23 protein-coding genes are annotated in these 24,788 nt (G+C 59.6%); 14 read left to right on the plus strand and 9 right to left on the minus strand.

The window, feature by feature from the left end; translation table 11 throughout:
• Positions 1–102 precede the first annotated feature (102 nt).
• Together ACWR1S_RS09455 and ACWR1S_RS09460 are read left to right on the plus strand one after the other, a co-directional pair.
• A complete protein-coding gene (locus ACWR1S_RS09455) occupies positions 103–2,076 on the plus strand; it encodes a hypothetical protein (protein ID WP_454563290.1) in 1,974 nt (657 codons plus the stop codon).
• Positions 2,063–4,102: a hypothetical protein gene (locus ACWR1S_RS09460; protein WP_454563291.1), complete on the plus strand. Its 2,040-nt coding sequence runs from the start codon at positions 2,063–2,065 to the stop codon at positions 4,100–4,102. Before ACWR1S_RS09455 ends, ACWR1S_RS09460 begins: the two co-directional genes overlap by 14 nt.
• A 58-nt stretch (positions 4,103–4,160) precedes the next feature.
• On the opposite strand, the gene ACWR1S_RS09465 is transcribed toward ACWR1S_RS09460, so the two are convergent.
• The 5 genes from ACWR1S_RS09465 to ACWR1S_RS09485 form a co-directional block, all read right to left on the minus strand.
• Positions 4,161–4,721 carry a hypothetical protein gene (locus ACWR1S_RS09465; protein ID WP_454563292.1) on the minus strand — a complete coding sequence of 187 codons (561 nt, stop codon included), beginning with the start codon at positions 4,719–4,721 and terminating at the stop codon, positions 4,161–4,163.
• 72 nt (positions 4,722–4,793) lie between these two features.
• Positions 4,794–5,009, minus strand: a complete 216-nt coding sequence (locus tag ACWR1S_RS09470) for a hypothetical protein (protein WP_454563293.1) — start codon at positions 5,007–5,009, stop codon at positions 4,794–4,796.
• A 114-nt stretch (positions 5,010–5,123) separates the two neighbouring features.
• Positions 5,124–5,714 (minus strand): LON peptidase substrate-binding domain-containing protein, encoded by a 591-nt coding sequence (locus ACWR1S_RS09475; RefSeq protein WP_454563294.1) that lies wholly within the window; start codon positions 5,712–5,714, stop codon positions 5,124–5,126.
• Positions 5,715–5,724: 10 nt separating this feature from the next.
• On the minus strand, positions 5,725–6,441 hold the full coding sequence (locus ACWR1S_RS09480) for an LrgB family protein (RefSeq protein WP_454563295.1): 717 nt from the start codon (positions 6,439–6,441) through the stop codon (positions 5,725–5,727).
• The gene (locus tag ACWR1S_RS09485) at positions 6,441–6,803 is read right to left on the minus strand and encodes a CidA/LrgA family protein (RefSeq protein ID WP_454563296.1); all 363 of its coding nucleotides are present in this window, start codon (positions 6,801–6,803) and stop codon (positions 6,441–6,443) included. Before ACWR1S_RS09485 ends, ACWR1S_RS09480 begins: the two co-directional genes overlap by 1 nt.
• Before the next feature lie 194 nt (positions 6,804–6,997).
• Between ACWR1S_RS09485 and ACWR1S_RS09490 the strand changes: the two genes are divergently transcribed.
• The 3 genes from ACWR1S_RS09490 (at position 6,998) to ACWR1S_RS09500 (ending at position 9,962) form a co-directional block, all read left to right on the plus strand.
• On the plus strand, positions 6,998–7,453 hold the full coding sequence (locus tag ACWR1S_RS09490) for a MaoC family dehydratase (protein WP_007909575.1): 456 nt from the start codon (positions 6,998–7,000) through the stop codon (positions 7,451–7,453).
• 112 nt (positions 7,454–7,565) lie between these two features.
• Positions 7,566–9,293 carry a C13 family peptidase gene (locus tag ACWR1S_RS09495; RefSeq protein ID WP_454563297.1) on the plus strand — a complete coding sequence of 576 codons (1,728 nt, stop codon included), beginning with the start codon at positions 7,566–7,568 and terminating at the stop codon, positions 9,291–9,293.
• A 27-nt stretch (positions 9,294–9,320) separates the two neighbouring features.
• Positions 9,321–9,962 (plus strand): oxidoreductase, encoded by a 642-nt coding sequence (locus tag ACWR1S_RS09500; protein ID WP_034153753.1) that lies wholly within the window; start codon positions 9,321–9,323, stop codon positions 9,960–9,962.
• Between the two features lie 127 nt (positions 9,963–10,089).
• Here the strand turns inward: ACWR1S_RS09500 and ACWR1S_RS09505 are convergent, their stop codons facing one another.
• From ACWR1S_RS09505 to ACWR1S_RS09520, 4 genes are all read right to left on the minus strand, one after another.
• Entirely contained in the window at positions 10,090–10,374 is a 285-nt protein-coding gene (locus ACWR1S_RS09505) for a YceK/YidQ family lipoprotein (protein ID WP_454563298.1), read from the minus strand.
• A complete protein-coding gene (ubiX, locus tag ACWR1S_RS09510) occupies positions 10,367–11,014 on the minus strand; it encodes a flavin prenyltransferase UbiX (protein ID WP_102354554.1) in 648 nt (215 codons plus the stop codon). Before ubiX ends, ACWR1S_RS09505 begins: the two co-directional genes overlap by 8 nt.
• Positions 11,011–12,360 (minus strand): UDP-N-acetylmuramate:L-alanyl-gamma-D-glutamyl-meso-diaminopimelate ligase, encoded by a 1,350-nt coding sequence (gene mpl, locus ACWR1S_RS09515; protein ID WP_007909560.1) that lies wholly within the window; start codon positions 12,358–12,360, stop codon positions 11,011–11,013. Before mpl ends, ubiX begins: the two co-directional genes overlap by 4 nt.
• A gap of 361 nt (positions 12,361–12,721) precedes the next feature.
• Positions 12,722–14,635 (minus strand): sigma-54-dependent Fis family transcriptional regulator, encoded by a 1,914-nt coding sequence (locus tag ACWR1S_RS09520; protein ID WP_454563299.1) that lies wholly within the window; start codon positions 14,633–14,635, stop codon positions 12,722–12,724.
• 301 nt (positions 14,636–14,936) lie between these two features.
• Between ACWR1S_RS09520 and exaC the strand changes: the two genes are divergently transcribed.
• The 9 genes from exaC (at position 14,937) to ACWR1S_RS09565 (ending at position 24,427) form a co-directional block, all read left to right on the plus strand.
• Positions 14,937–16,457 (plus strand): acetaldehyde dehydrogenase ExaC, encoded by a 1,521-nt coding sequence (gene exaC, locus ACWR1S_RS09525; protein WP_282358493.1) that lies wholly within the window; start codon positions 14,937–14,939, stop codon positions 16,455–16,457.
• A 307-nt stretch (positions 16,458–16,764) separates the two neighbouring features.
• Positions 16,765–18,135 (plus strand): ethanolamine permease, encoded by a 1,371-nt coding sequence (gene eat / locus ACWR1S_RS09530; protein WP_454563300.1) that lies wholly within the window; start codon positions 16,765–16,767, stop codon positions 18,133–18,135.
• A 183-nt stretch (positions 18,136–18,318) separates the two neighbouring features.
• Positions 18,319–19,713 carry an ethanolamine ammonia-lyase subunit EutB gene (locus ACWR1S_RS09535; protein WP_454563301.1) on the plus strand — a complete coding sequence of 465 codons (1,395 nt, stop codon included), beginning with the start codon at positions 18,319–18,321 and terminating at the stop codon, positions 19,711–19,713.
• Positions 19,714–19,718: 5 nt separating this feature from the next.
• Entirely contained in the window at positions 19,719–20,543 is an 825-nt protein-coding gene (gene eutC / locus ACWR1S_RS09540) for an ethanolamine ammonia-lyase subunit EutC (RefSeq protein ID WP_454563302.1), read from the plus strand.
• Between the two features lie 115 nt (positions 20,544–20,658).
• Complete coding sequence (locus tag ACWR1S_RS09545; protein WP_007910890.1) at positions 20,659–21,120, plus strand: GNAT family N-acetyltransferase; 462 nt, start codon at positions 20,659–20,661, stop codon at positions 21,118–21,120.
• A gap of 229 nt (positions 21,121–21,349) precedes the next feature.
• Positions 21,350–22,000, plus strand: coding sequence for a DedA family protein (locus ACWR1S_RS09550; RefSeq protein WP_064118832.1), 651 nt, complete (start codon positions 21,350–21,352; stop codon positions 21,998–22,000).
• A gap of 4 nt (positions 22,001–22,004) precedes the next feature.
• On the plus strand, positions 22,005–22,817 hold the full coding sequence (locus ACWR1S_RS09555) for a M90 family metallopeptidase (protein WP_454563303.1): 813 nt from the start codon (positions 22,005–22,007) through the stop codon (positions 22,815–22,817).
• Between the two features lie 112 nt (positions 22,818–22,929).
• Complete coding sequence (gene ppa, locus ACWR1S_RS09560) at positions 22,930–23,457, plus strand: inorganic diphosphatase (RefSeq protein WP_003205933.1); 528 nt, start codon at positions 22,930–22,932, stop codon at positions 23,455–23,457.
• Between the two features lie 223 nt (positions 23,458–23,680).
• Positions 23,681–24,427 (plus strand): S24 family peptidase, encoded by a 747-nt coding sequence (locus tag ACWR1S_RS09565; RefSeq protein WP_454563304.1) that lies wholly within the window; start codon positions 23,681–23,683, stop codon positions 24,425–24,427.
• The last annotated feature ends 361 nt before the right edge of the window (positions 24,428–24,788 follow it).

Below are 24,788 nucleotides of genomic sequence, written 5' to 3' on the forward strand. Positions count from 1 at the left end.
GCCAGACGCGAAATACCGCGCGCCGGTGTGAACGGATACTCACATCGGCGTATTTCAGTTCAGCCAACGGATGGCTGACGGTTCCACATGGAGTGCCAGCCGATGCGACAAAAACCGGGCCCACGGCCCAAATCCCCCCCCGTCGAGACCTCGCCCCGTGGATCGCCGCCGCGGGATCGCTCCACCGACAGCCCACTGCTGCCCGCCCCCGGCAGCGTGTTCTCGCCCGACGTTCCCCCCTCGCCAAAACGTTCACGTCAGGATGAACCGGGTACGTCCCGGGCAATCTCCCGGGCAATCGAAGTCAGTGTTTCACCGGCCACCGGGGAGGACAGGCGATTTTTTTCGGCGAGTTCGCTTGAGGATTACGCCCATCCGTACTTCGGCGACATGCCCGCACTGAACACGGCGGGGCTGCGCAGTTACCTCACCAGGGACTGGGTGGATGTGCGACTCCCGGGCGTGGAGGGCAAGCAACACGTATGCGTTCAATACGATGCGCAGATCAAGGCGTATCGGGTTGTTTCGTTCAGGCAACTGGCGCCTGGCCCACCCGTTTATCGAACGATCCACGACAATCTCTGGAGCCTGGATCGCCACCTGACCTATCTCAATGGCGATGATTATTCATTTTCCGCGCAAGCCAGTAGTAACGGTTTTCATGAGTTTCGTCGCCTGTCCTCGAGCGACGAATCGCCGGCCTTGGGTCATGCCTACAAGGATCAAAATCATCACTGGATCGCCGTCGACCCGGCGCGAGTAAACACCCCAATGCCGCCAGCACTGAAGCTCGCACACTGGACCGATCAGGACATTCAGCAGATGTACATCGTGGATGACGCGCGCCTGGCCGACTTCCGCGAGCAGGCACAAACGTCCGGCCAGCCACCGTCGTGGGCGCTGCGAGCGCAGAACACCGAAGACTACCAACATGTCGCCGAATCACTGAAGTGGCGGCATCCCTTGCTGACCTTCGAGCAGCGCCTGGCGTTACAGCGCAGCTATAACCTGAGCAAAGCCCAACTGCGCCAGCTTCGTACAGAACTGATCAGCGGCCAGATGCCGGAGTGGGCGGAACAACATAAACGTCTCACCCTCGACACGAGCAATGAACAGCGTTTCAAACTGATCGGCGAAGAGCTGGAAAACTATGTTCAAGACTTGCGAACCCAAGGGCTGGCGCTCAATCATCATTGGCCTGCCAGCCGCTACAGCGAGGCTTTTTTAGCCGACTACGCCGCCTATCTCGGCTACCTGCGAACCCGACACGAGATGTTGTACCGCACCGACATCCCGGCGATGTTCCGAGGCGAAACGCGCTTACCGTTCGAATTGGCCCGGGACGGCCGGATGATGTACCGCAAAGGCAACCCCACGGGCACCACAAACAAGCGCGCCTTGAGTGCAACGTTCGGACTGCATGACGCCACCGCCTATGCGGCGACCCAGGGCGGTTTCTATCACGAACTGCATTACAACTCGCAGGCCAATCGTTTTCCCGGGGTGAATCCGCAGTCGTCCAAAGGACGTACCGGGGAGTCCTCCGATTCGGGCGGCAGTTCGGTGTCGGACGGCAAACGAACCGGCGATGAGGCGGACTCTGATAGCTCATTTATTTTCGATGATTCGAAAGGCTATGAGTCCAGACGTCGCCAGCAAACGACATCATTTGTCTACGCCATCGATACCCGAGGTCTGGAAGTGGTGCCGGGGGCGGAAAACAAGGCGTTCAATCCCGGCAACGGCAAGTTTCTTTTCGATGAAATGGAAGGACATATCTCCACACCTACCCGCGGCATCAGCGCCGAGCGTATCTGGCTGGTGCGTTCCGACCTGACGAGCGCTGCCAGAGTCAACGATGTACTGGCGCAAGCGGGTGACCGTGTTGCGTCTATTGAACAGGCCACCTGGGCGGGAACCGACAGTCGAGCCGCCGGTTACTTCGGCAGTAACGTTTATGACAACCTGATTGACGAAATCAAAGGTTCAGGCGGCGTGATACTGGATTTGCCCAAAGGCGACAAGACGTTCGCCAATGACATCACCTGGCCGGTTCCCGAGCATGACCGGCCTTGAACGCAATTCAGCCAAGGGATGGCTGACTCAATCACATGGAGTGACTTTTATGCGCCAGAAACCCGGGCCTCTGCGCCCTTCGCCGACAACCGATACTGCCGGTACTTCGACCTCCCGACCTGCGACTACCGAGCGGCCAATCGAGCTGGATTCACGTTTGCCGGGGCGCCTCAGAGCGGACGGTTCGAATGAATCTTCAGGTATCAACACCGACAGTCCTCACGGCAGCGCCGCGATAGTCGAACCCGGCATTACGATTACGCAGATGGCCGATGCGCAGGCGCCTCAGCGTCGGACAGCAATGTCGTCCCTGGAACCTTACTTGCAGCGCGTCGACGAGTCTTTGCCCCACAATGCGGACGGATTGAAGGTATACAAAGGCCGGAAGTTCGCGGACATCGCCGACGAAAAGGGGTCACCCTCCGGGCTGACAGTGATGGTGGCATTTCACGATTTGATCAAAACCCACCGGGCCAGATTGCCCAGTGAGCGGGTTCCATCCGGGCCACCGCTCTATCGAGTGGCCGAGCGTAATGCCTGGAGTCTGACCAAACCCATTGAGTATTACCCTCCCGACCGCTACACCCTGAATGACTGGAGTAACTCTTACTCCCGTCGTTTGCCAGATGCACAAGGTTATTATGCGGTCAACGAATGGACCGACCTGCCGCATCAAGGACGGGTGGTCACACGCACCAATGTCGGCTTCGCCCTGATGGGTGAATATGGCCGTCTGGTTAAAGTTGACCCGAGCGAATCTCGCGGCGATGCATCCGTACCGTTAAAACTTGCGCACTGGACCGATGGCGACATATGGGATGTGTACAAGATCTACGGTAGAGAGGTAGTGGCTTTTCGTGCCGAAGCTCAAGCCATCGGCAGAGCGCCGGACTGGGCAAGGCGCATAGAAAATGACGATCATCACAAATTCCTCCTGGATTCCATGAAGTGGTCCCACCCGCAGAAATCCCGAAGCGAGTGTGCCGAACTCCTGCGCAGCTACAACTTGAGCAGCGCTCAGCAAAAACGCCTTCGACCGGACATGGAAAACGGCTTTCCCGATTGGGCCGAACAGCACAAACGATTGACTCAGAACACCTTGGACGACGCGCGGTTTGGGCCGATTGCACAAGAGCTGGGGCCTTTCAGTCTGAGACTCAGAGAGGAAGGCGAAAACTTTACCTATGATTTGCCTCCCGTTGAACAACGCTACGAAGAAAGCTTCCTGAAAAGCTACCTGGAATATGCAGGCTATGAACGCAACCAGCATGACTACTTATATCGAACGGACATCCCGGCCATGTTCCGCGCCGATTTGCGCACGCCTTTTGAACTGGCTCGAGACAAACGCTTGGTCAAGTTGAGGGGCAACCCTTCCGACTCCACAACCAAATCGGCTTTCAGCGCGACATTCAGTGCGGCCAATGGCTTGACCTACATGGGGTTTGATTACTACTCCAACCCTCGGCATTACAACAGCCAGGCCAACCGGTATCCAGGGCATTTCTCTGACAGTGATTCGTCGAGCGGAAATCGACACAGTTCGGCTAACGAATCCGAGACATCGTTTGAAATGGACGACTCGCGCGACTATCCATTGCTCCGACGCAAACAACTGCTTGGCTTCCTTTATGTCATCGACACGCGCGGCATCGAAGTGGTGCCCCGAGTGGAAAATATCTATCTGAACGAAAGGGACTTTGACGGGGATGTACTGGAAGGTCGGATATCAATGCCAACGCGAGGTATCAGCGCGGAACGGATCTGGCTGGTGAGTTCGGACCTGAGCCGCGCGGCCAGAGTCGAGGACATATTACTGCAGGCCGGTGACAACGCTGAAGCGATCGAGAAAGCCACATGGGACGGTACCGACGCGAACGATGTCTACTGGCATGGAACCAACGCTTATGACAATTTGATAGGCAAAGTAGCCGGTTCTGGTGGCGTTGTGTTGAAGTTGCCAAAAGGCAGAAACACATTCTCCAACGACGTGATCTGGCCCGTGGCCGAGCACTACCGAGCCTGAAAAAAGGCGCCATTCACTTCCATAGTGAATGGCGCCATTGCTGAACAGCGGAGGTACGCTACTTGAGCACCTTGATCACGAAGGTTGCAGGTTTGTTATTGAATGCGTTATGCCCCGTCATATTGGGGTCTTTATTCAGGAAGGTGCTCATCCCGCTGCTTATATGTCGATATAAGGGTTGGTCATTCGGCTCGCTGATCAACTCGAGGTAAACCGGACCCGGTTCGATATGCCTGAGAGAAGCCCTGCGCACACCATAGGTACTGAATGAAAAGTACTGCACGGGGGCACGGGTACTGGCCAGCAGGTTATGGGTATTGTCTTCAATGAATAACCGCGCGCCATCGAACGTTCCCGGATGCACAAGACTGATTGCATAGTTATCGCCCTGGGGAACGAATTTCAATAACAGCGGGTTATCCTCCTCGTGGTCAGCCAGCGTTATCAAACTGGAGACACGTGGATCTGCCAGCCCGACTTCGGCATCCAGTTTTTCGCCCTGGGTTATGCGCAGGTCGCGCAGAGCCTGTTGCAGACGTTGTTGATTAAGCACCACAGGGCGGCCATCAAGATAAAGATGCGCCGTGAATGCGTTGCTGTTTATGTTTGCTAAAGACATCGAGTTGCCCACCTGTAAACGTCCTGCCATCGCCAGGTTGCAACGACAGGCAATGCTGAAAAAAGGAAATGTTCAAACAGCGACTGAGGCCGTTACCGGTATCCGTGAGGTATCGCCGAGAGGGACTTTTTCAGTTTTGCGTTTACGTCGGGCCTTCACCATCAGGTCCGCATAAGTTGAGGCGGCTTCAATGACGCGATCGACGTTATGATCAGTTTCGGCATGTTTCAAAATATACTTGCCGGCGATGTCATCCCAAAACGCCCGTTCATCTTCATAGACAGTCATGTGTTCATCCTTGTTGTTATTCGAATTGCCCGCGTCCTGCGGGCAACTTGAAATTAGGACAAAGACATCAGCAAGACAATGCTGGCAACTGCGGCCAGTTGATTCAAAGTGCAACTAGGCAAACAATTCGCCCTGCAACTCATCCAGCAATGCCTGAATCGCATCCAGCCGCTGCTGGGGATCGTCCAGTTGCAGCAGGTCGATCTTGTCTTCTTCGGCGAATGGCAGCAGATAGGCCAACTGATTGGCCAGCGACTGCTGGCCCGGCGCATCGGTGCCCATGTTCAGCGCTTCAACCATCGGATGCTCGGCCAAGGCCTTGAGCAGCGCCACCAGATCGGCGTCCTCATCTTGTAGCGGTTGCTCGGGGTCGTCCTCCAGCCACTCGACATCGGCGAGGATCAACTGATCGCGCTGCACCTCGGTACGCAACACATTGAACCGGCGCCCGCCCTGCACGCGAATCCCCAGCAGGCCATTGTCCTGCTGCTGGAAATCAGTGATCCGCGCTTCGCATCCGACCCGCGCATAGCCCTCCGGCGCCAGACCAACTTCACTGCCTTCAAGGATGCACACCACGCCGAAACCGCCGCCCTGTTTCATGCAGCGGCCGATCATGTCGAGGTAACGTGCCTCGAAGATCTGCAAGTCGAGGTTGCAGCCGGGAAACAGCACTGTGTTCAACGGGAAAAGCGGCAGACTCATAGACATTTCCTTACACCACCATCGACACCGCCAACGGCAGGAACACCGCCGTGGCCACGCCCATCAGACTCATCGCCAGCGCCGCGAAGGCGCCGCACTCATCGTTTTCCTGCATGGCCACCGCCGTGCCGACCGCATGCGCGGTCATGCCCAGCGCCATGCCTCGCGCTTCGGGACTGTGCACGCCAAGGCGAGTCAGCAGCGCCGGGCCGAAGATCGCGCCGATCACCCCGGTGATCAACACGAACACCGCCGCCAGCGCCGCCACGCCACCGATCTGCTCAGCCACCAGCATCGCAATCGGCGAGGTCACTGACTTCGGCGCCATGGTCATCAGGATCATGTGCTCGGCACCGAACCACCAGCCCAGCAACACGCCCATGCCCGTTGCCACCACCCCGCCTATCACCAGCGTAGTAAAAATCGGCCAGAACAATTGCCGAATACGCCGCAGGTTGAGATACAGCGGCACCGCCAGCGCCACAGTCGCCGGGCCAAGCAGAATGCTGAGGATCTCGGTGCTCTTGCGGTATTCGGCGTAGGTCAGGCCGCAGCCGAGCAGAACGCCAATCACCAACAGCATGGAGACCAGCACCGGTTGCAGAAAGATCCAGCGGGTTTTCTCGAACGCCGCCAGCACCAGTTGATAGGCACCGAGGGTGATGCCGATGCCGAACAGCGGATGATGAATGACCGAAGCCCAGGCGCCTTGCCAATCAAACAGCATCAGGACTCCTCCGACCGGTGCGCGTGACGCTTGACCAGGCGCTGCATCAGCACCCCGGCGAAGGCCATCGACAGGATCAGCGACAGCACCAGTGCGCCGACAATCGCCCAGAAATCGGCAGCAATGTCACTCGCATAAACCATCACCCCCACCGCCGGCGGCACCAGCAGCAGCGGCAGATAACGCAGCAGACTGCCGGCCGCGAGGTTCAGCGGCTCGCCGACTTCACCGCGAATGATCAGGAAAATCAGCAACAGCAGCAGACCGATGATCGGCCCCGGCAGCACCGGCAACAGCAAATGATTGAGCGCCGTGCCGAGCAGTTGAAACAGCACCAGCAGGGTCAGGCCACGTAGCAACATCCGACATCTCCGTCTTACTTTTCGCCCAGCAGGGGCACGGCATTATAAGCACGCCTGCGCTATGGATCGGCATTCGCCAAAAGCATGGTCGGTTGACCGGAGCAAATCGCCATGATGATCTACAGTGGTTCGCAGGGAGGTCAAATCCCCCCACCTTAAAAACTATAAAACCGATGAACCCAAGGAGAGTCTCAATGCCCTATGTTCCAGTTGCAGAGCTCAAAGATTATGTCGGCAAGGAACTCGGACGTTCCGAATGGCTCACCATCGATCAGGAACGCATCAACCTGTTCGCCGAAGCCACCGGTGATTATCAGTTCATTCACGTCGACCCGGTCAAAGCCGCGCAAACGCCCTTCGGCAGCACCATTGCCCACGGTTTCCTGTCGCTGTCGCTGATCCCGAAATTGATGGAAGACATCCTGATCCTGCCGCAAGGCGTGAAGATGGTCGTCAACTACGGTCTGGACAGCGTGCGTTTCATCCAGCCAGTGAAGGTCAATTCCAAAGTGCGCCTGAAGGTCGACCTCGGCGAAGTCACCGAGAAAAAACCGGGCCAGTGGCTGCTCAAAGCCACCGCGACGCTTGAGATAGAAGGCTCGGACAAACCGGCCTATATCGCCGAGCCTCTGTCGCTCTGCTTCGTCTGATGGTTCTGGATGCGAAGCAGCGCACGCTGTTTCGCGTCAACACTGGTTTTACCGGCTGCATTAGTTCACATAGCTGCGGCATACTCGGTCGCCTAATTGCCCGGATCCCGCTATGCGCTCACTCGCTCGTCTTGCACCCCTTGCCTTGGCCCTGATGCTCACCGCGTGCGGCGACGGCGAATCGCTGTTGCCGCCAGATGCGCGCCTGCCCGACGGCGGACGCTATCGCGGTGAACTGGTCGATGGCTTGCTGCAAGGTCAGGGCCGCGTCGACTACCCCAATGGCAGCTGGTATGCCGGGCAGTTCGACAAGGGTCAGTGGCATGGTCAGGGCGAATGGCATGGCAGCAATGGCGAGGTCTATCGCGGCCAGTTCCAACAAGGCCTGTTCGACGGTCAGGGCAGCCTGACCACCAACGCCAGCAGTTACACCGGCGGCTTCAAGCAAGGCCGCCGCGAAGGCGAAGGTACCCTGAAAGAAAACGCCATGACCTACCGTGGCGAATTCAAGGCTGACCAGTATTCCGGGCTCGGCCGTCTGGAGATGGACGACGGCAGTTCCTATCAAGGCCAGTTCGCCCACGGCAAGCCCAACGGCGAAGGCCAGCGCGGCGACGCCAGCGGCAACTCGTTCAGCGGACATTTCGTCAACGGGCAGCTGGAAGGCAGCGGCACGTTCAACAGCGCCGACGGCGACATCTATGTCGGCGGTTTCAAGAACAATCAATTGCACGGCAAGGGCCGCTACGAAAATGCTGACGGCGATGTCTGGCTCGGCCAGTTCAAGGAAGGCGCGCTGACCGGCAAGGGCGAACTGATCGGCGCTGACGGTAGCCATTACATCGGAGCATTCAGCGACTGGCGCTTCAGCGGTCAGGGCCGCTTGAACCTGTCGGATGGCAGCTTCTACATCGGCGGTTTCGACAACGACAGCTACTCCGGACGCGGCACCCTGGTGCTCACCGATGGCAGCGTCATGAGCGGCACCTGGATCAACGGCCAGCGCGTGCGCGATGCCGACGGCAAGTTGCTGCCCGATACCCTCGAACTCGGCCTACTCGCTCAGGGCCGCCTGCTCGAAGACGCCTTGGCCGCCATCCCCGCGTCGACCCCGGCGGTCGAGTTGTACACCCTGACCCTCGGCGGTGACGGCAAGCAAAGCGTATTCCTGCGCGAGTCCGACTATGTCGCCAACATGCTCAACACGCGCTTTGGCGCCCACGGCCAGATCCGTCTGGTCAACCACCGCGACCATCTCGGCGACCGGCCGATGGCCACGCGCGAGAACCTGCGCCGCGCCGCGCAAGCCCTCGCCGAACGCAGCGGCCCGGAAGACTTGCTGTTCATCTACCTGACCAGCCACGGCACTGCCGAGCATGAGCTGGTACTCGACCAGCCGCGCATGGAGCTGGCCGACCTGCCCGCCGACGAACTCGCCGCCGTGCTGGCGCCCCTGAAAAACCGCGACAAGATCATCGTGATTTCCTCGTGCTATTCCGGTGGTTTCATTCCGGCGCTGAAGGACGAACGCACGCTGATCATGACCGCCTCGCGTGCAGATCGGGTGTCGTTCGGTTGCTCGGAAGAAGCCAACTTCACCTATTTCGGCGATGCGCTGTTCGCCCAGGCACTGAACCAGACCGATGATCTGGAGCAAGCCTTCAAACTGGCCAAGGCCACTGTGGCCGAGCGTGAACTGGCAGACAATTTCGAAGCCTCGGAGCCGCAGATCTGGGCGCCGAAAACCGTGCTGTCGCACTGGCAACTGCTGCGCAAACAGCAAGCCAGAAAAGCATTGCAAAGTGCTGCGTTGAACGACGGAGCGACAAAGAGCAACTAAGCTGAACAGTATCAAGGGAGAGACACTATGTACTTGACGCCTCAGCACGTATTGCTTGCCGGAGCCACCGGCTTGACCGGTGAACATCTACTCGACCGTTTGCTCAACGAGCCAACGATTTCTCGCGTGCTCGCCCCTTCACGTCGGCCACTGGCGGAACATCCGCACCTGGAAAACCCGGTCGGCGATCCGCAGGCGTTTCTGCCGCAACTCAGTGGTCGGGTCGATATCGCCTATTGCTGCCTCGGCACCACGATCAAGCAGGCCGGCTCGGAAGCGGCGTTTCGTGCAGTGGATCTGGACATGGTGGTGGCGTTCGCCAAACGCGCGCGGGAGATGGGTGCGCGGCATCTGATTGTGATCAGCGCGATTGGCGCGGATCCGAAGTCGTCGGTTTTCTACAACCGGGTCAAAGGCGAAATGGAGCAGGCGTTGCGTGCGCAGGACTGGCCGCAACTGACCATTTGCCGGCCATCGCTGTTGTTGGGTGAGCGGACTGAACCGCGTCTGGCCGAGCAACTGGCCGGGCCGTTGTCGAAGCTGATTCCGGGTAAATACCGTGGCATCGAGGCGTGCCAATTGGCGCGGGCGATGTGGCGTTTGGCGCTGGAAGAGCAGGATGGTGTGCGGGTGATCGAGTCGGATGAGCTGCGCAAGCTGGGCAAATAATCTTCCGCCGCATGATCGTTCCCACGCTCTGCGTGGGAATGCAGCCATGGACGCTCTGCGTCCCAAAGCGTGACGCAGAGCGTCACCGGAGGCGTTACCACGCAGAGCGTGGGAACGATCTGTCTAACTACAATCCGCCAGTCGCCTGAAACCCCACGCCGATCACGGTGAGCAAGGACAACGGCAACAGCAGCGTATCAAGCAAAGCACTCGCCGGCAGATCCACCCCCGGATAGCTCGGCGCTTCAGCCCCGAACCGATCCATCGCACAGCACCCGCCATTCATTGCGTACAAATCCAGCCGCGTCCCGGAGTACACCACCGGCGCACCGGGTTTGGCCGCATCGAGGGTGCGCGCTGTGGCGCACCCGGTCAGCAACAACACCAGGCCGAGCACCAGCAGCTTATTCATCGCTGCTCAGATGATGCTCACCCCAGCGCGGCAGCATGTCCTGGGGAATGCCGAGCAGATTGAGAATCCGCGCCACGACGAAATCGATCAGGTCATCGATGGTCTGCGGTTGGTGATAGAAACCCGGCGAAGCCGGCAGAATCGTCACGCCCATGTTCGACAACTTGAGCATGTGCTCCAGATGAATGCTCGAATACGGCGCCTCGCGCGGCACCAGAATCAACTGGCGACGCTCTTTCAAAGTGACATCGGCGGCGCGTTCGATCAGGTTGTTGCAGGCGCCGGTGGCAATCGCCGACAACGTCCCGGTAGAGCAAGGCACCACGACCATCGCCGCCGGCGCGCCAGAGCCCGAAGCCACCGGCGACATCCAGTCTTCCTTGCCGTACACGCGGATCTGCCCGGCGGCAGCTCCGGTGTATTCGGTCAGGAAGGCCTGCATCATTTGCGGCTTGGGCGGCAGCGTCACATCGGTCTCGGTGGCCATGACCAGTTGCGCAGCCTTGGAAATCAGGAAGTGCACTTCGCGATCTTCGCGCACCAAGCAATCGAGCAGACGCAAACCATACTGCGCGCCGGACGCGCCGGTCATCGCCAGCGTGATGCGTTCCGGGCCGCCGTCCTGCGAAAGAGTGTTCATTGCAACGCCTCGGCGAGTTTGCCGTGCAGGCCGCCGAAGCCGCCATTGCTCATGATCACAACGTGCGTGCCGGGCTGGGCCTGGCTCTTCACACGCTCGATGATGCCTTCCAGCGAATCGCTGACAATCGATGGCACCGTGCACAACGCGGCAGTACCGGCCAGGTCCCAGCCGAGGTTGGCCGGGGCGTACCAGATCACCTGATCGGCATCGACCACGCTGTCCGGCAAGCCGTCACGGTGCGCGCCGAGCTTCATCGAGTTGGAGCGCGGTTCGATGATCGCGATCAGCGGTGCGTCGCCGATGCGTTTGCGCAGGCCGTCAAGGGTGGTGGCGATGGCCGTCGGGTGATGAGCGAAGTCGTCGTAGATGGTGATGCCACGCACTTCGGCGACTTTCTCCATGCGGCGTTTGACGTTCTTGAACGCGCTCAAACCGGCAATGCCCATCGATGGCACCACGCCGACATGACGCGCCGCCGCCAAAGCAGCCAAGGCGTTGGCGACGTTGTGCTGACCGGTCAGCTCCCACTCGACGGTGCCTTGCGACACGCCTTCGAACATCACTTCGAACGCTGAACCGTCTTCGCTCAGCAGTTTGACCTGCCACTGACCGCCGGCACCGGTGGTTTGCACCGGGGTCCAGCAACCCATTTCGATCACGCGCTGCAAGGCCGGCTCGGTGGTCGGATGGATGACCAGGCCTTCACTCGGGATGGTGCGCACCAAGTGATGGAATTGCCGCTCGATCGCTGGCAGATCCGGGAAGATGTCAGCGTGATCGAACTCAAGGTTATTGAGGATCGCGGTGCGTGGGCGGTAATGGACAAACTTGGAGCGCTTGTCGAAGAACGCGCTGTCGTACTCGTCGGCCTCGATCACGAAGAACGGTGTACCACCCAAGCGAGCAGATACCGAGAAATTCTGCGGCACGCCACCGATCAGGAAACCCGGGCTCATGCCGGCGTGTTCCAGGACCCAGGCGAGCATGCTGCTGGTGGTGGTTTTGCCGTGCGTACCGGCCACCGCCAGCACCCAGCGACCTTGCAGCACGTGATCGGCCAGCCACTGCGGACCGGAGACGTATGGCAGGCCTTTGTTCAGCACATATTCCACCGCCGGATTGCCGCGCGACATGGCGTTGCCGATCACCACCAGATCCGGTGCCGGATCGAGCTGCGCCGGGTCATAGCCCTGCGTCAGTTGAATGCCCTGGGCTTCAAGCTGCGTGCTCATCGGCGGATAGACGTTGGCGTCGGAACCGGTCACGTGATGGCCCAGCTCTTTGGCCAACACCGCCATCGAGCCCATGAAAGTCCCGCAGATACCCAGAATATGAATGTGCATAGTCGACCTCGTAAAACATGGCCGCAGGTTAGCGTAGGGAGGGGGAAATCGCACTCTTTAGGTGAAGGGCGGGGCTGGTTGACCGCAGCATCTCGGTTCGGCTGCTAATTGTCGCCCCTCACCCCAGCCCTCTCCCGAGGGAGAGGGAGCCGATCTGCGCCGTTTTCAAATCCTGAGTTCGGCTCGATATTTCAGGTCGGCGTAAATTGGCAGAACACCGCGGTCAGTCCTCCGGGAGAGGGAGCCGATCTCGGTTGCTTTCAAATCCTGAGTTCGGCTCGATATTTCAGGTCGGCGTAGATCAGTAGAGCGACTCGGTCAGTCCCCTCTCCCCCTGGGAGAGGGCTAGGGTGAGGGCCTTCTAACTGACTCGCCGCTCAATCCCATGCTTACGCAGCTTTCTATAAAGGGTATTGCGGCTGACCCCAAGCTGCTCAGCCGTTTGCGTCATGTGCCACCGCGTCTGCTCCAAAGTTTTAAGCAGGGCAATCCGCTCGGCGTCTGCCAGTGGGTGTTCGCCAGACTCGGCTGGCGGAAGGACTGGACGCCCCTGCCGAATCATCACCGGCAAATCCGCCAACCCAATCCGCCCCTCATCACACAACGCCGCCAACGTGCGCAGCACATTGCGCAACTGCCGCACATTCCCCGGCCAATTAAATGCAAGCAACGCCTGACGCGCCGGCTCGTCGATTACTATCGATTCACCGCCCGCCTCTTCGGCCAACAGAAAATCCAGCAACTGCGATTTATCACTGCGCGCGCGTAATGCCGGCAACCCCACTTCCAGGCCATTGAGCCGGTAATACAAATCCTCGCGGAAACTGCCGTCCGCGACTCGCTCGAGCAGATTGCGGTGGGTGGCGCTGATGATCCGCACATTGACCGACTCCGGCTCACCGCCGATCGGCACCACCTGTCGATCCTCCAGCACCCGCAACAGACGAGTCTGCAAGGCCAGCGGCATGTCGCCGATTTCATCGAGGAACAATGTGCCACCATCCGCCTGCTGCAACTTGCCGCGCATGCCGTCCTTGCGCGCGCCGGTGAAGCTGCCGCCGCGATAGCCGAACAGTTCGCTTTCAATCAGGCTTTCAGGAATGGCCGCGCAGTTGAGCGCGACGAAGGCTTTGGCAGAGCGTTGACTGGCCTGATGCACAGCCTTGGCGAAGGCTTCTTTGCCGGAGCCGGTTTCGCCGTTGATCAGCAGCGGCACATCACGTTCGAAGACGCGCAGGGCTTTGCGGAAATCGGCCTGCAACGCCTCGTCACCGAGGCAGATGCCAGACAGGCGAGGTGCTTCAACCACCACCGGCGTTGGTACCATCGGTACCGGTTTGCGCGATTCGCCGCGCAACACGGCAAACAGATGCCGACCGTCGCGGGTGCGCAACGGCCAACTGGCGTTGGCATTGGCACTGGCGCGACCGAGCAATTCATCCAGCGAACAATCGAAAAACGCCTCCACCGGTTTGCCCAGCAAGCCGCCGCGAATATGCCCGAGCAAGTTCAGCGCGCTCTGATTGACTGCACTGATCCGGCCTTCGCCGTCAAACGCCAGCAAGCCCTCGCTGAACAGCCCGACCGATTCGGCCTGCAGATGAAAACGCAACAACCATTGGTTATCGAAGCAGCGCAGGAAATAGCAGCTCTCGATCATCTTCGCCGACAGATTGACCAGCGCCATGGTGTGGAACTGGCTCTGCCGCGAGACATCATGGCGCGCCGAAGACACGTCGAGCACCGCCAGCAGTTCGCCATGCGGGTCGAATACCGGGCTCGCCGAACAGGTCAGCCCGGTGTGGCGACCGCGAAAGTGTTCATCCTGATGAATGGTCAGCGCCTGACGTTCAACCAGGCAGGTGCCGATGCCATTGGTGCCTTCACAGGCTTCGCTCCAGTCAGCACCGAGCCAGAGACCGGCACGTTCGAAGATCTTGCGTTCGGCCGGCGCGGTGACGCAGTTGAGGATCACCCCGCGCGCGTCGGTCAGCAGCACCGCGTGGCCGGCGCCGGAGAGTTGTTGATGCAGGCTGCTCATTTCATTGCCCGCAATCTGCAACACCTGTTGCAGACGTTCGCGGCTTTCCAGTACGCGGCCGTGTTCGAGCACGGTCGGCGCCATGGTCAACGCCGGGTCGAGGTGATAGTCCTCCAGACAGCGCAGCCACGAACGGGCAATCGACGGGTCGGCACCGGGCCCGTGCACGTGCGGTTTGCCCTGGGTAACGGTGAGAACCTGTTGGGCATGGCGACTCAAATGGTTGTCGTGCATTTCTTATTGTTCTCCCCGAGGCTCGACGGCCCAATGCTGAGGTGACGCCCAGCATCCTCCAGCCACCGACGCATTGCAATGCTGGCAAGACTGCCCGGTCATCAGCTGTGCCGAAAGCGGTACAAACTGTCACCCGACCTGTACCGAAACCGTCACAGGCACAATCCACTCGTCCGACATAAACCTGCCAAGCCCTTGATTTACCTGCCCTGCACGGCAGTGGCCCGACCTTTGCTCTACGCTTATAGCAAGCGCACTTGCGCGTTTCTCTAATAAGTACAAAGCCAAGGAGAACATCATCATGCGTTACGCTCACCCCGGTACTGAAGGCGCCAAAGTCTCGTTCAAAGCCAAGTACGGTAACTACATCGGCGGCGAGTTCGTCGCGCCTGTCAAAGGTCAGTACTTCACCAATACCTCGCCAGTGAATGGCCAACCGATTGCCGAATTCCCCCGCTCCACTGCCGAAGACATCGACAAGGCACTGGACGCCGCCCACGCCGCTGCCGACGCGTGGGGTTCCACCTCCGTGCAGGCACGCTCGCTGATCCTGCTGAAAATAGCCGACCGCATCGAACAGAACCTCGAACTGCTGGCGATCACCGAAACCTGGGACAACGGCAAAGCCATCCGCGAAACCCTCAACGCCGACATCCCGCTGGCCGCCGACCATTTCCGCTACTTCGCTGGCTGCCTGCGCGCCCAGGAAGGCAGCGCTGCCGAGATCGACGGCAACACCGTGGCGTATCACATTCATGAACCGCTCGGCGTGGTCGGCCAGATTATCCCGTGGAACTTCCCGATCCTGATGGCCGCGTGGAAACTCGCCCCGGCACTCGCCGCCGGCAACTGCGTGGTGCTCAAACCGGCCGAGCAAACCCCGCTGGGCATCACTGTGTTGCTGGAACTGATCGGCGACCTGCTGCCGCCAGGGGTGCTGAACATTGTTCAGGGCTATGGCAAAGAAGCCGGCGAAGCGCTGGCCACCAGCAAACGCATCGCCAAAATCGCTTTCACCGGATCGACCCCGGTCGGCTCGCACATCATGAAATGCGCGGCCGAGAACATCATTCCATCCACCGTGGAACTGGGCGGCAAGTCGCCGAACATCTTCTTCGAAGACATCATGCAGGCCGAACCGACCTTTATCGAGAAAGCCGCTGAAGGTCTGGTGCTGGCGTTCTTCAATCAGGGCGAAGTCTGCACCTGCCCTTCCCGCGCGCTGGTGCAAGAATCGATCTACGACGAGTTCATGGCCGTCGTCATGAAGAAAGTCCTGCAAATCAAACGTGGCGATCCGCTGGACACCGACACCATGGTCGGCGCGCAGGCGTCCGAGCAGCAATTCGACAAAATCCTTTCGTACCTGGAAATCGCCAAGGGCGAAGGCGCCGAGCTGCTCACCGGCGGCAAGGTGGAAAAACTCGAGGGCAATCTGTCGACCGGCTATTACATCCAGCCGACCCTGCTCAAGGGCACCAACAAGATGCGCGTGTTCCAGGAAGAAATCTTTGGCCCGGTGGTGAGCATCACCACCTTCAAGGACGAAGCCGAAGCGCTGGCGATCGCCAACGATACCGAGTTCGGCCTCGGCGCCGGCCTGTGGACCCGCGACATCAACCGCGCCTACCGCATGGGCCGCGCGATCAAGGCTGGTCGCGTGTGGACCAACTGCTACCACCTGTACCCGGCGCATGCCGCGTTCGGCGGATACAAGAAGTCCGGCGTTGGGCGTGAAACCCACAAGATGATGCTCGATCACTATCAACAGACCAAAAACCTGCTGGTGAGCTACGACATCAATCCGCTGGGCTTCTTCTAAAACCTGAGGGCGACTCAGATATTTCTGTGTCGCCCGTTCAACCGCTTTCGCGAGCAGGCTCGCTGCCACAAGGGAGTTGTGCCGCACCACATACACAGGCTCGCCACAAATCCACTGTGGGAGCGAGCCTGCTCGCGAAGGCATCCTGTCTGACACACCATCAATGGTCTGGCCGCTCTGGCACGGCCCTTGCGTACCCGTCATTCAGGATTTGCACAAACCTGCCGCTGCGTGAACAGCACCCATCCACCTCAACCGCATCGCCCGAAAGTCCAACAGATCGAACAATAAAAAACAGAGAGGACTTATGACTTCCACCACACAGCTCAAACCCACACTCGGCACCCTGCACCTCTGGGGCATTGCCGTCGGCCTGGTGATTTCCGGCGAATACTTCGGCTGGAGTTACGGCTGGGGCACCGCCGGCACCTTGGGTTTTCTGGTCACGGCGCTGATGGTCGCGACCATGTACACCTGCTTCATCTTCAGCTTCACCGAATTAACCACCGCCATCCCCCACGCCGGGGGGCCGTTTGCCTACAGCCGTCGGGCCTTCGGTGAGAAAGGCGGATTGATCGCCGGCATCGCCACGCTGATCGAGTTCGTCTTTGCGCCACCAGCGATTGCCATGGCCATTGGCGCCTATCTGAATGTGCAATACCCGGAGCTTGATCCGAAGATTGCCGCCGTCGGTGCGTATTTCGTGTTCATGACCCTGAACATCCTCGGCGTCAGCATCGCGGCGACCTTTGAGCTGGTAGTCACCGTGCTCGCCGTTGCCGAGTTGCTGGTGTTCATGGGCGTGGTTGCGCCGGGCTTCAGCTTCAGCAATTTCGTGCTCAATGGTTGGTCGGGCGCCAACGAATTCACCCTGGGTTCGATTCCGGGGATCTTCGCGGCAATACCTTTCGCGATCTGGTTCTTCCTCGCCATCGAAGGCGCGGCCATGGCCGCCGAAGAGGCGAAAGACCCGAAACGCACGATTCCCAAGGCCTACGTCAGTGGCATTCTGACCTTGGTCTTTCTAGCGATCGGCGTGATGGTCATGGCTGGCGGCGTCGGCGACTGGCGCCAACTGTCGAACATCAACGATCCGCTGCCACAAGCGATGAAAGCCGTGGTTGGCAACAACTCGTCGTGGATGCACATGCTGGTGTGGATCGGCCTGTTCGGTCTGGTGGCGAGCTTCCACGGGATCATTCTTGGCTACTCGCGACAGTTCTTCGCCCTCGCCCGTGCCGGTTATCTGCCTAAAGGGCTGGCCAAGCTGTCGCGCTTCCAGACGCCGCACCGAGCGATTCTGGCTGGCGGCGTGATCGGCATCGCAGCGATTTACAGCGATGGTCTGGTCAATCTGCAAGGCATGACCCTGACCGCCGCGATGATCACCATGTCGGTGTTCGGCGCCATTGTGATGTACATCATCAGCATGCTCAGCCTGTTCAGACTGCGCAAAACCGAGCCGAACCTGGAGCGCACCTTCCGTGCGCCGGGCTATCCGGTGGTGCCGGCCATTGCGCTGTTTCTGGCGGTGGTGTGCCTGATCGCGATGGCGTGGTTCAACACGCTGATCGGCTGTGTGTTCCTCGGTTTCATGGCCGCCGGCTATCTGTACTTCCAGCTGACCGCCAAGCAACGCGCCGATGCCCCGACAGACGCTATGCTCGAAGGTATCTAGTTGCACCGGTACCGGGCCTTTCGCCCGGTGCCCGCTATATAGAGGTGCACACAACACCTGTAGGAGTGAGCCTGCTCGCGATCGCATCGACGCGGTATGACTGTTGTACCGAGTTGCCTGCATCGCGAGCAGGCTCACTCCTACATAAAGCAGATTGCAGCAATTATTGGAGGACACCGCCCCATGGCCGCATTCGCCCATTCCGTCGGCGCCCAGACCTATCGCTTTGACAGCCTCAAGGACGTCATGGCCAAGGCCAGCCCCGCTCGTTCGGGGGACTTTCTCGCCGGCGTCGCCGCGCTCAACGACGGCGAGCGCGTGGCCGCGCAAATGGCGCTGGCCGACATTCCGCTCACGCATTTCCTGCAAGAAGCGCTGATTCCCTATGAGGCCGATGAAGTCACCCGGCTGATCATCGACACCCACGACAAACAGGCCTTCGCCGTGGTCAGCCATCTCACGGTGGGCGGTTTCCGCGACTGGCTGCTCAGCGACGCTGCCGACGAAACCAGCCTGCGCGCCCTCGCCCCCGGCCTGACCCCGGAAATGGTCGCCGCCGTATCGAAGATCATGCGCGTGCAGGACCTGGTGCTGGTGGCGCAAAAGATCCGTGTCGTGACCAAGTTTCGCGGCACCCTCGGCCTGCGCGGACGCCTGTCGACGCGCCTGCAACCCAATCACCCGACCGACGAACCTTCCGGCATCGCCGCGAGCATTCTCGATGGCCTGCTTTACGGTAACGGCGACGCGATGATCGGCATCAACCCGGCCACCGACAGCATCGCTTCGATCTGCGCAATGCTGGAAATGCTCGACGCGATCATCCAGCGCTACGACATCCCGACTCAGGCCTGCGTGCTGACCCACGTCACCACCTCCATCGAAGCGATCAATCGCGGTGTGCCGCTGGACCTGGTGTTCCAGTCAATTGCCGGCACCGAAGCGGCCAATGCCAGTTTCGGCATCAACCTGAATGTCTTGCAGGAAGGCTATGACGCCGGCCTGAGCCTGAATCGCGGCACCCTCGGGCAGAACCTGATGTATTTCGAAACCGGTCAAGGCAGTGCACTGTCAGCCAACGCCCATCACGGCGTCGACCAACAGACCTGCGAAACCCGGGCCTACGCCGTGGCGCGACATTTCAAGCCGTTTCTGGTCAACACGGTCGTAGGATTTATCGGCCCGGAATACCTCTACAACGGCAAACAGATCATCCGCGCCGGCCTCGAAGACCATTTCTGCGGCAAGCTGCTCGGTGTGCCGATGGGCTGCGATATCTGCTACACCAACCACGCCGAAGCCGATCAGGACGACATGGACACCCTGCTGACGTTGCTCGGTGTCGCCGGGATCAACTTCATCATGGGCATCCCTGGCTCCGACGACATCATGCTCAATTACCAGACCACCTCGTTCCATGACGCGCTCTACGCGCGGCAGACCCTGGGCCTGAAACCGGCGCCGGAGTTCGAGCAATGGCTGGCAAACATGGGCATCTTCACCCAAGCGGATGGCAAGGTTCGCTTCGGTAACAATTTGCCGCCGGCCTTCCGCCAGGCGCTGGCGCAACTGGGATGAGTCACATGGAAAAACCGCCCATCGACCCGCAAAACCCATGGCTGGAGCTACGCCGCCTGACCCCGGCGCGCATTGCTCTGGGCCGTACCGGCACCAGCCTGCCAACCCATGCGCAACTGGACTTCCAGTTTGCCCACGCGCAGGCGCGCGATGCCGTGCATCTGCCCTTCGATCATGCTGGCCTCAGCGCGCAACTGAGCGAGCGCGGACGCGAAAGTCTGTTGCTGCACAGCGCCGCAGTGGATCGCAACAGCTACCTGCAACGCCCGGATCTGGGGCGCAAGCTGAGCGATGAATCGGCACAGGCCTTGCGCGAGTACGCGGCGGCGCATCCGGGCGGTGTCGATCTGGCAATTGTCGTGGCTGACGGCCTGTCGGCACTGGCGGTGCATCGGCATACCTTGCCGTTTCTCACACGACTGGAAGAACAGATGAGCGCCGACGGCTGGTCGATGGCGCCCGTTATCCTGGTGGAACAGGGCCGCGTTGCCGTCGGCGACGAGATCGGCCAATTGCTCGGCGCAAAAATGCTGGTGATGTTGATCGGCGAACGCCCGGGCCTCAGTTCTCCGGACAGCCTTGGTTTGTATTTCACCTACAATCCAAAGATTGGCCTGACCGACGCCTGCCGCAACTGCATTTCCAATGTAAGGCTCGAAGGCTTGAGCTACGGCATGGCGGCGCATCGCTTGCTGTATTTGATGCGCGAAGCTTGTCGCAGACAGCTGTCGGGCGTGAATCTGAAGGACGAAGCACAGGTTCAGACGCTGGAGTCGGACGCCGGTGCGGACATGAAAGGAAACTTCCTACTCAGCCCGCCCCCTACCTGAACCGTTTCCGCATTGCGTTTCTGCGCCGGTTTAAGGCAGGATCGATGCACGGCCGCACGGGTTTCCCATCGCCGTCAGAGCAGTTGAAGACAGCCACTTGAAGACGAGACCTATCATGCGGATTATTCAAGCGACCCTCGAACATCTGGATTTGTTGACCCCGTTGTTCGTCAAATATCGCGAGTTCTACGGTTCCCTGCCTTACCCGGATTCCTCCCGCGCCTTTCTTGAAAAGCGTCTGCGTCGCAAGGAGTCGGTGATCTATCTGGCCCTGGCCGATGATGACGACAAGAAACTGATGGGCTTCTGTCAGCTCTATCCAAGCTTCTCCTCGTTGTCACTCAAGCGCGTGTGGATCCTCAACGACATCTACGTCGCCGAAGACGCTCGCCGCCAACTGGTCGCCGACAACCTGATCCGCACCGCGAAGAAAATGGCCAAGGAAACCCAAGCCGTGCGCATGCGCGTCTCTACCAGTAGCAACAATGAAGTCGCGCAGAAAACCTACGAGTCCATCGGGTTCAAGGAAGACACCGAGTTCAAGAACTACGTATTGCCGATCAGCGAAGAGCTCTGATCGCGTAGGCAACCAGTGATGAGGGAGTCAGCTCCCTCAGCCACGCTGGGTACAGCCTGACAATTGTTCACACCCCGACATCCCCCGCTACAAAACCAACGCGCTTTTCATCTTTCAGACCGTATAATCCCGATCTTTCCGGCTTGTAAGAAAAACTACACCCCGCTGTAGGCTTACACGAAGTCATCCGCACAGGCCTGCCGAGTCGGGCCGTCAAACAGGTGCCCCCATGGATTTCAACCCGCTCGACCTTATCCTGCATCTCGATGTTTACCTCGACTTGCTAGTGAACAACTACGGGCCATGGATCTACGCCATCCTGTTTCTGGTGATCTTCTGTGAAACCGGTCTGGTGGTGATGCCATTCCTGCCGGGTGATTCGTTGCTGTTCATCGCCGGCGCCGTGGCGGCAGGCGGCGGCATGGACCCCGTGCTGCTGGGCGGTCTGCTGATGCTCGCGGCCATACTGGGCGACAGCACCAACTACGTGATCGGACGAACGGCCGGAGAAAAGCTGTTCAGCAACCCGAACTCGAAAATCTTCCGTCGCGATTACCTGCAACAAACCCACGACTTCTACGACAAGCACGGCGGCAAAACCGTGACGCTGGCGCGTTTCCTGCCGATCATCCGCACCTTCGCGCCGTTTGTCGCTGGCGTGGCGAAGATGCCCTACCCGCGTTTCTTCGGTTTCAGCGTGTTCGGCACGGTGCTGTGGGTTGGCGGTCTGGTGACCCTGGGTTATTTCTTTGGCAACGTGCCATTCATCAAGAAAAACCTGTCGCTGCTGGTCGTCGGCATCATCCTGCTGTCGTTGGTCCCGATGATCATCGGCGTGGTTCGCAGCCGTTTCGGCGGCACCAAAGCCCAATCGCACTAAGCCGATGTGGTCGTTGAGCGCCTGGCGTCGCCGGCGCCTTCTGGCGAAGCACCCGATTGCCGACGACATGTGGCAACGGGTGCGACATCACCTGAGTTTTCTGGATGGCATCAGCGCTGCCGAAGACCAGTGGCTGCGCGAAGCCTGCGTGCTGTTCCTCGAAGACAAACACCTGAGCGCCCTGCCCGGCGTCGAGTTGCATCAGGAACAACGCCTGTTGCTCGCGGCGCAGGCGCAATTGCCGCTGCTGCATCTGGGCGATTTGAACTGGTATCAGGGGTTTCACGAGATCGTGCTGTATCCCGACGACTTCCTCAGCCCGCAACGTCACCGCGACGCCAGCGGTGTCGAACACGAATGGGACGGCGAGCATAGCGGCGAAGCCTGGCAACAAGGGCCGATCATCCTCGCCTGGCCCGGCGTGATGGCCAGTGGTGGCTGGGAAGGCTATAACCTGGTCATCCACGAACTGGCGCACAAACTCGACATGCTCAACGGTGACGCCAACGGCCTGCCGCCGCTGCACGCCGACATGCGCGTCAGCGACTGGGCAGACGTCATGCAAAAGGCTTACGACGATCTCAACCGTCAGCTCGACCATGACCCTGACGCCGAAACCGCCATTGATCCCTACGCCGCCGAGAACCCGGCGGAGTTCTTTGCGGTCACCAGCGAATATTTCTTCAGCGCCCCGGATCTGCTGCATGAAGCTTATCCACAGGTGTATGCGCAGTTGCAGCTTTTCTACCGCCAGGACCCGTTGAGCCGGTTGCGGCAACTTCAGGCCACAGACCCGGTCTATCAGGCGCACGACTAAGCGCTGCACGACTTTCGGTACATGGCGTCGACGGCAGAATATGCCTATAATCGCCGCCACTTTTTGGTCAATCCGGCCAAGTGTTTTTGGTCAACTACGGGGGCAACGCCCAATGAGCTACAGCAAGATTCCGGCTGGCAAAGACCTGCCGAACGACATCTACGTCGCGATCGAGATCCCGGCCAACCACGCGCCGATCAAATACGAAATCGACAAAGACAGCGATTGCCTGTTCGTTGACCGTTTCATGGCCACCCCAATGTTCTACCCGGCCAACTACGGTTACATCCCGAACACCCTGGCTGACGACGGTGATCCCCTCGACGTGCTGGTTGTGACCCCTTACCCGGTTGCGCCAGGCTCGGTGATCCGCGCGCGTCCAGTCGGCATCCTGAACATGACCGACGACGGCGGCGGCGATGCCAAAGTCATCGCAGTGCCACACGACAAGCTGTCCCAGCTGTACGTCGATGTGAAGGAATACACCGACCTGCCACCACTGCTGATCCAGCAGATCGAGCACTTCTTCGCGAACTACAAAGATCTCGAAAAAGGCAAATGGGTCAAGATCGAAGGCTGGGCCGGTGCAGACGCCGCCCGCGAAGCGATCACCAAGTCGGTTGCCGCCTACAAAGGCTAAGCACCAGCGCTACCCGTGAGGCTTGAACAAAACCCCGGTTGATCCGGGGTTTTTTGTGCCCGGGAAAAGCTGTCTTAAACAAAGTGTTTATGACGGACTACAGAAAAGTTTTAGCCTGTGTAATTTCCCACAAGACCGTCTTACATCCCGTCGCAAAATTCAGCCCGTTTTTGAACGTCCGGTTTATTCAAACCGCTCTGGCACGGCCGTAGACTCCGTGTTTATGAGAAAGAACACTAGCGGTCCAAGATTCAAGGCACTCCTGGAAGCTGCGAACATCTCGACGACGGGTTTCGCAAAGTTCTGGGGCACGGAAGCCCAAAATGTCCACAACTGGTACACCCGGGGCGTCCCGGCGTATCGCATGGAAGAAGTCTCACGCCTGCTGTCCGTCAACAGCGAATGGCTGAAAACCGGCGAAGGCATAAAGGAGTTACCGAGCCTGACTCCGCCTGCCAGCAACGGCGACAGCTTCGATGCCCACGACCCTCAGGGCGCCTATCGATTCATCCACCCCAACGACATCGAGCTGGCCTTCTTCAAGGAAACGCCACTGACCAAGGGCTCCGATAAAAACCACGTCATTCAGGACCCGGACCTGTCCATCCGTCTGCTGCGCGCACAGCTTGATCAACTGGAAATCCGCCCTGCCGACGCCATCTGCGCACACATGATCGGCAACAGCATGGCCGAGCGCATCGAGGACGGCTCCGTCGTCGCCATCGATCGAGGCCTGACCCAAGTCGTCGACGGCGAGATCTACGCCATCGAACACGACGGCATGCTGCGCATCAAATACTTGCACCGCATGCCCGGCAACGGCCTGCGCCTGCGCAGCCACAACAGCGCCGAATACCCGGACGAAGTGTTCCGCCCGGCGCAGATCGAAGAGCAACGGATTCACATATTGGGCTGGGTGTTCTGGTGGTCGACGGTGAGCAAGCGGCGGCCGGTGGTGCCGTTTCTCTAGAGAAAGTTGAGTCTCTCGGCAAACATCGATCCCTGTGGGAGCGAGCCTGCTCGCGAAGAGGCCCGGACAATCGGTACAAATCCCGGATTTCTGGCGTAGACGTCGCTCTAAACCGCACTTCAGGCTGGGAATCCCAAGCAAAACTCAGTATCCTGCGCCCCACATTTGCGCATCGACCCGCCCCGCGGCTCAGACAGCGCCCGACGCGGCAGACCAACGTCTGACCAAGTCCCACAGCCGGACGCAGATCCGGATGTACGTTTTGAAGGCTGGCAAGGCTTACCAAAAATAGGCCAAGCCAGTCCCCGAGAAGCCGGCCACAAGCCGGCTTTTTAATGCCTGAAATAAACCCGACCCTGAC

The sequence above is a fragment of the Pseudomonas sp. AIG genome (genome assembly GCF_977020205.1).

Coding starts and splice junctions, on each gene's coding strand:
- ACWR1S_RS09455 (WP_454563290.1), top strand. CDS start 103: ATGCGACAAAAACCGGGCCCACGGCCCAAATCCCCCCCCGTCGAGACC.
- ACWR1S_RS09460 (WP_454563291.1), top strand. CDS start 2,063: ATGACCGGCCTTGAACGCAATTCAGCCAAGGGATGGCTGACTCAATCA.
- ACWR1S_RS09465 (WP_454563292.1), bottom strand. CDS start 4,721: ATGTCTTTAGCAAACATAAACAGCAACGCATTCACGGCGCATCTTTAT.
- ACWR1S_RS09470 (WP_454563293.1), bottom strand. CDS start 5,009: ATGACTGTCTATGAAGATGAACGGGCGTTTTGGGATGACATCGCCGGC.
- ACWR1S_RS09475 (WP_454563294.1), bottom strand. CDS start 5,714: ATGAGTCTGCCGCTTTTCCCGTTGAACACAGTGCTGTTTCCCGGCTGC.
- ACWR1S_RS09480 (WP_454563295.1), bottom strand. CDS start 6,441: ATGCTGTTTGATTGGCAAGGCGCCTGGGCTTCGGTCATTCATCATCCG.
- ACWR1S_RS09485 (WP_454563296.1), bottom strand. CDS start 6,803: ATGTTGCTACGTGGCCTGACCCTGCTGGTGCTGTTTCAACTGCTCGGC.
- ACWR1S_RS09490 (WP_007909575.1), top strand. CDS start 6,998: ATGCCCTATGTTCCAGTTGCAGAGCTCAAAGATTATGTCGGCAAGGAA.
- ACWR1S_RS09495 (WP_454563297.1), top strand. CDS start 7,566: ATGCGCTCACTCGCTCGTCTTGCACCCCTTGCCTTGGCCCTGATGCTC.
- ACWR1S_RS09500 (WP_034153753.1), top strand. CDS start 9,321: ATGTACTTGACGCCTCAGCACGTATTGCTTGCCGGAGCCACCGGCTTG.
- ACWR1S_RS09505 (WP_454563298.1), bottom strand. CDS start 10,374: ATGAATAAGCTGCTGGTGCTCGGCCTGGTGTTGTTGCTGACCGGGTGC.
- ubiX (WP_102354554.1), bottom strand. CDS start 11,014: ATGAACACTCTTTCGCAGGACGGCGGCCCGGAACGCATCACGCTGGCG.
- mpl (WP_007909560.1), bottom strand. CDS start 12,360: ATGCACATTCATATTCTGGGTATCTGCGGGACTTTCATGGGCTCGATG.
- ACWR1S_RS09520 (WP_454563299.1), bottom strand. CDS start 14,635: ATGCACGACAACCATTTGAGTCGCCATGCCCAACAGGTTCTCACCGTT.
- exaC (WP_282358493.1), top strand. CDS start 14,937: ATGCGTTACGCTCACCCCGGTACTGAAGGCGCCAAAGTCTCGTTCAAA.
- eat (WP_454563300.1), top strand. CDS start 16,765: ATGACTTCCACCACACAGCTCAAACCCACACTCGGCACCCTGCACCTC.
- ACWR1S_RS09535 (WP_454563301.1), top strand. CDS start 18,319: ATGGCCGCATTCGCCCATTCCGTCGGCGCCCAGACCTATCGCTTTGAC.
- eutC (WP_454563302.1), top strand. CDS start 19,719: ATGGAAAAACCGCCCATCGACCCGCAAAACCCATGGCTGGAGCTACGC.
- ACWR1S_RS09545 (WP_007910890.1), top strand. CDS start 20,659: ATGCGGATTATTCAAGCGACCCTCGAACATCTGGATTTGTTGACCCCG.
- ACWR1S_RS09550 (WP_064118832.1), top strand. CDS start 21,350: ATGGATTTCAACCCGCTCGACCTTATCCTGCATCTCGATGTTTACCTC.
- ACWR1S_RS09555 (WP_454563303.1), top strand. CDS start 22,005: ATGTGGTCGTTGAGCGCCTGGCGTCGCCGGCGCCTTCTGGCGAAGCAC.
- ppa (WP_003205933.1), top strand. CDS start 22,930: ATGAGCTACAGCAAGATTCCGGCTGGCAAAGACCTGCCGAACGACATC.
- ACWR1S_RS09565 (WP_454563304.1), top strand. CDS start 23,681: ATGAGAAAGAACACTAGCGGTCCAAGATTCAAGGCACTCCTGGAAGCT.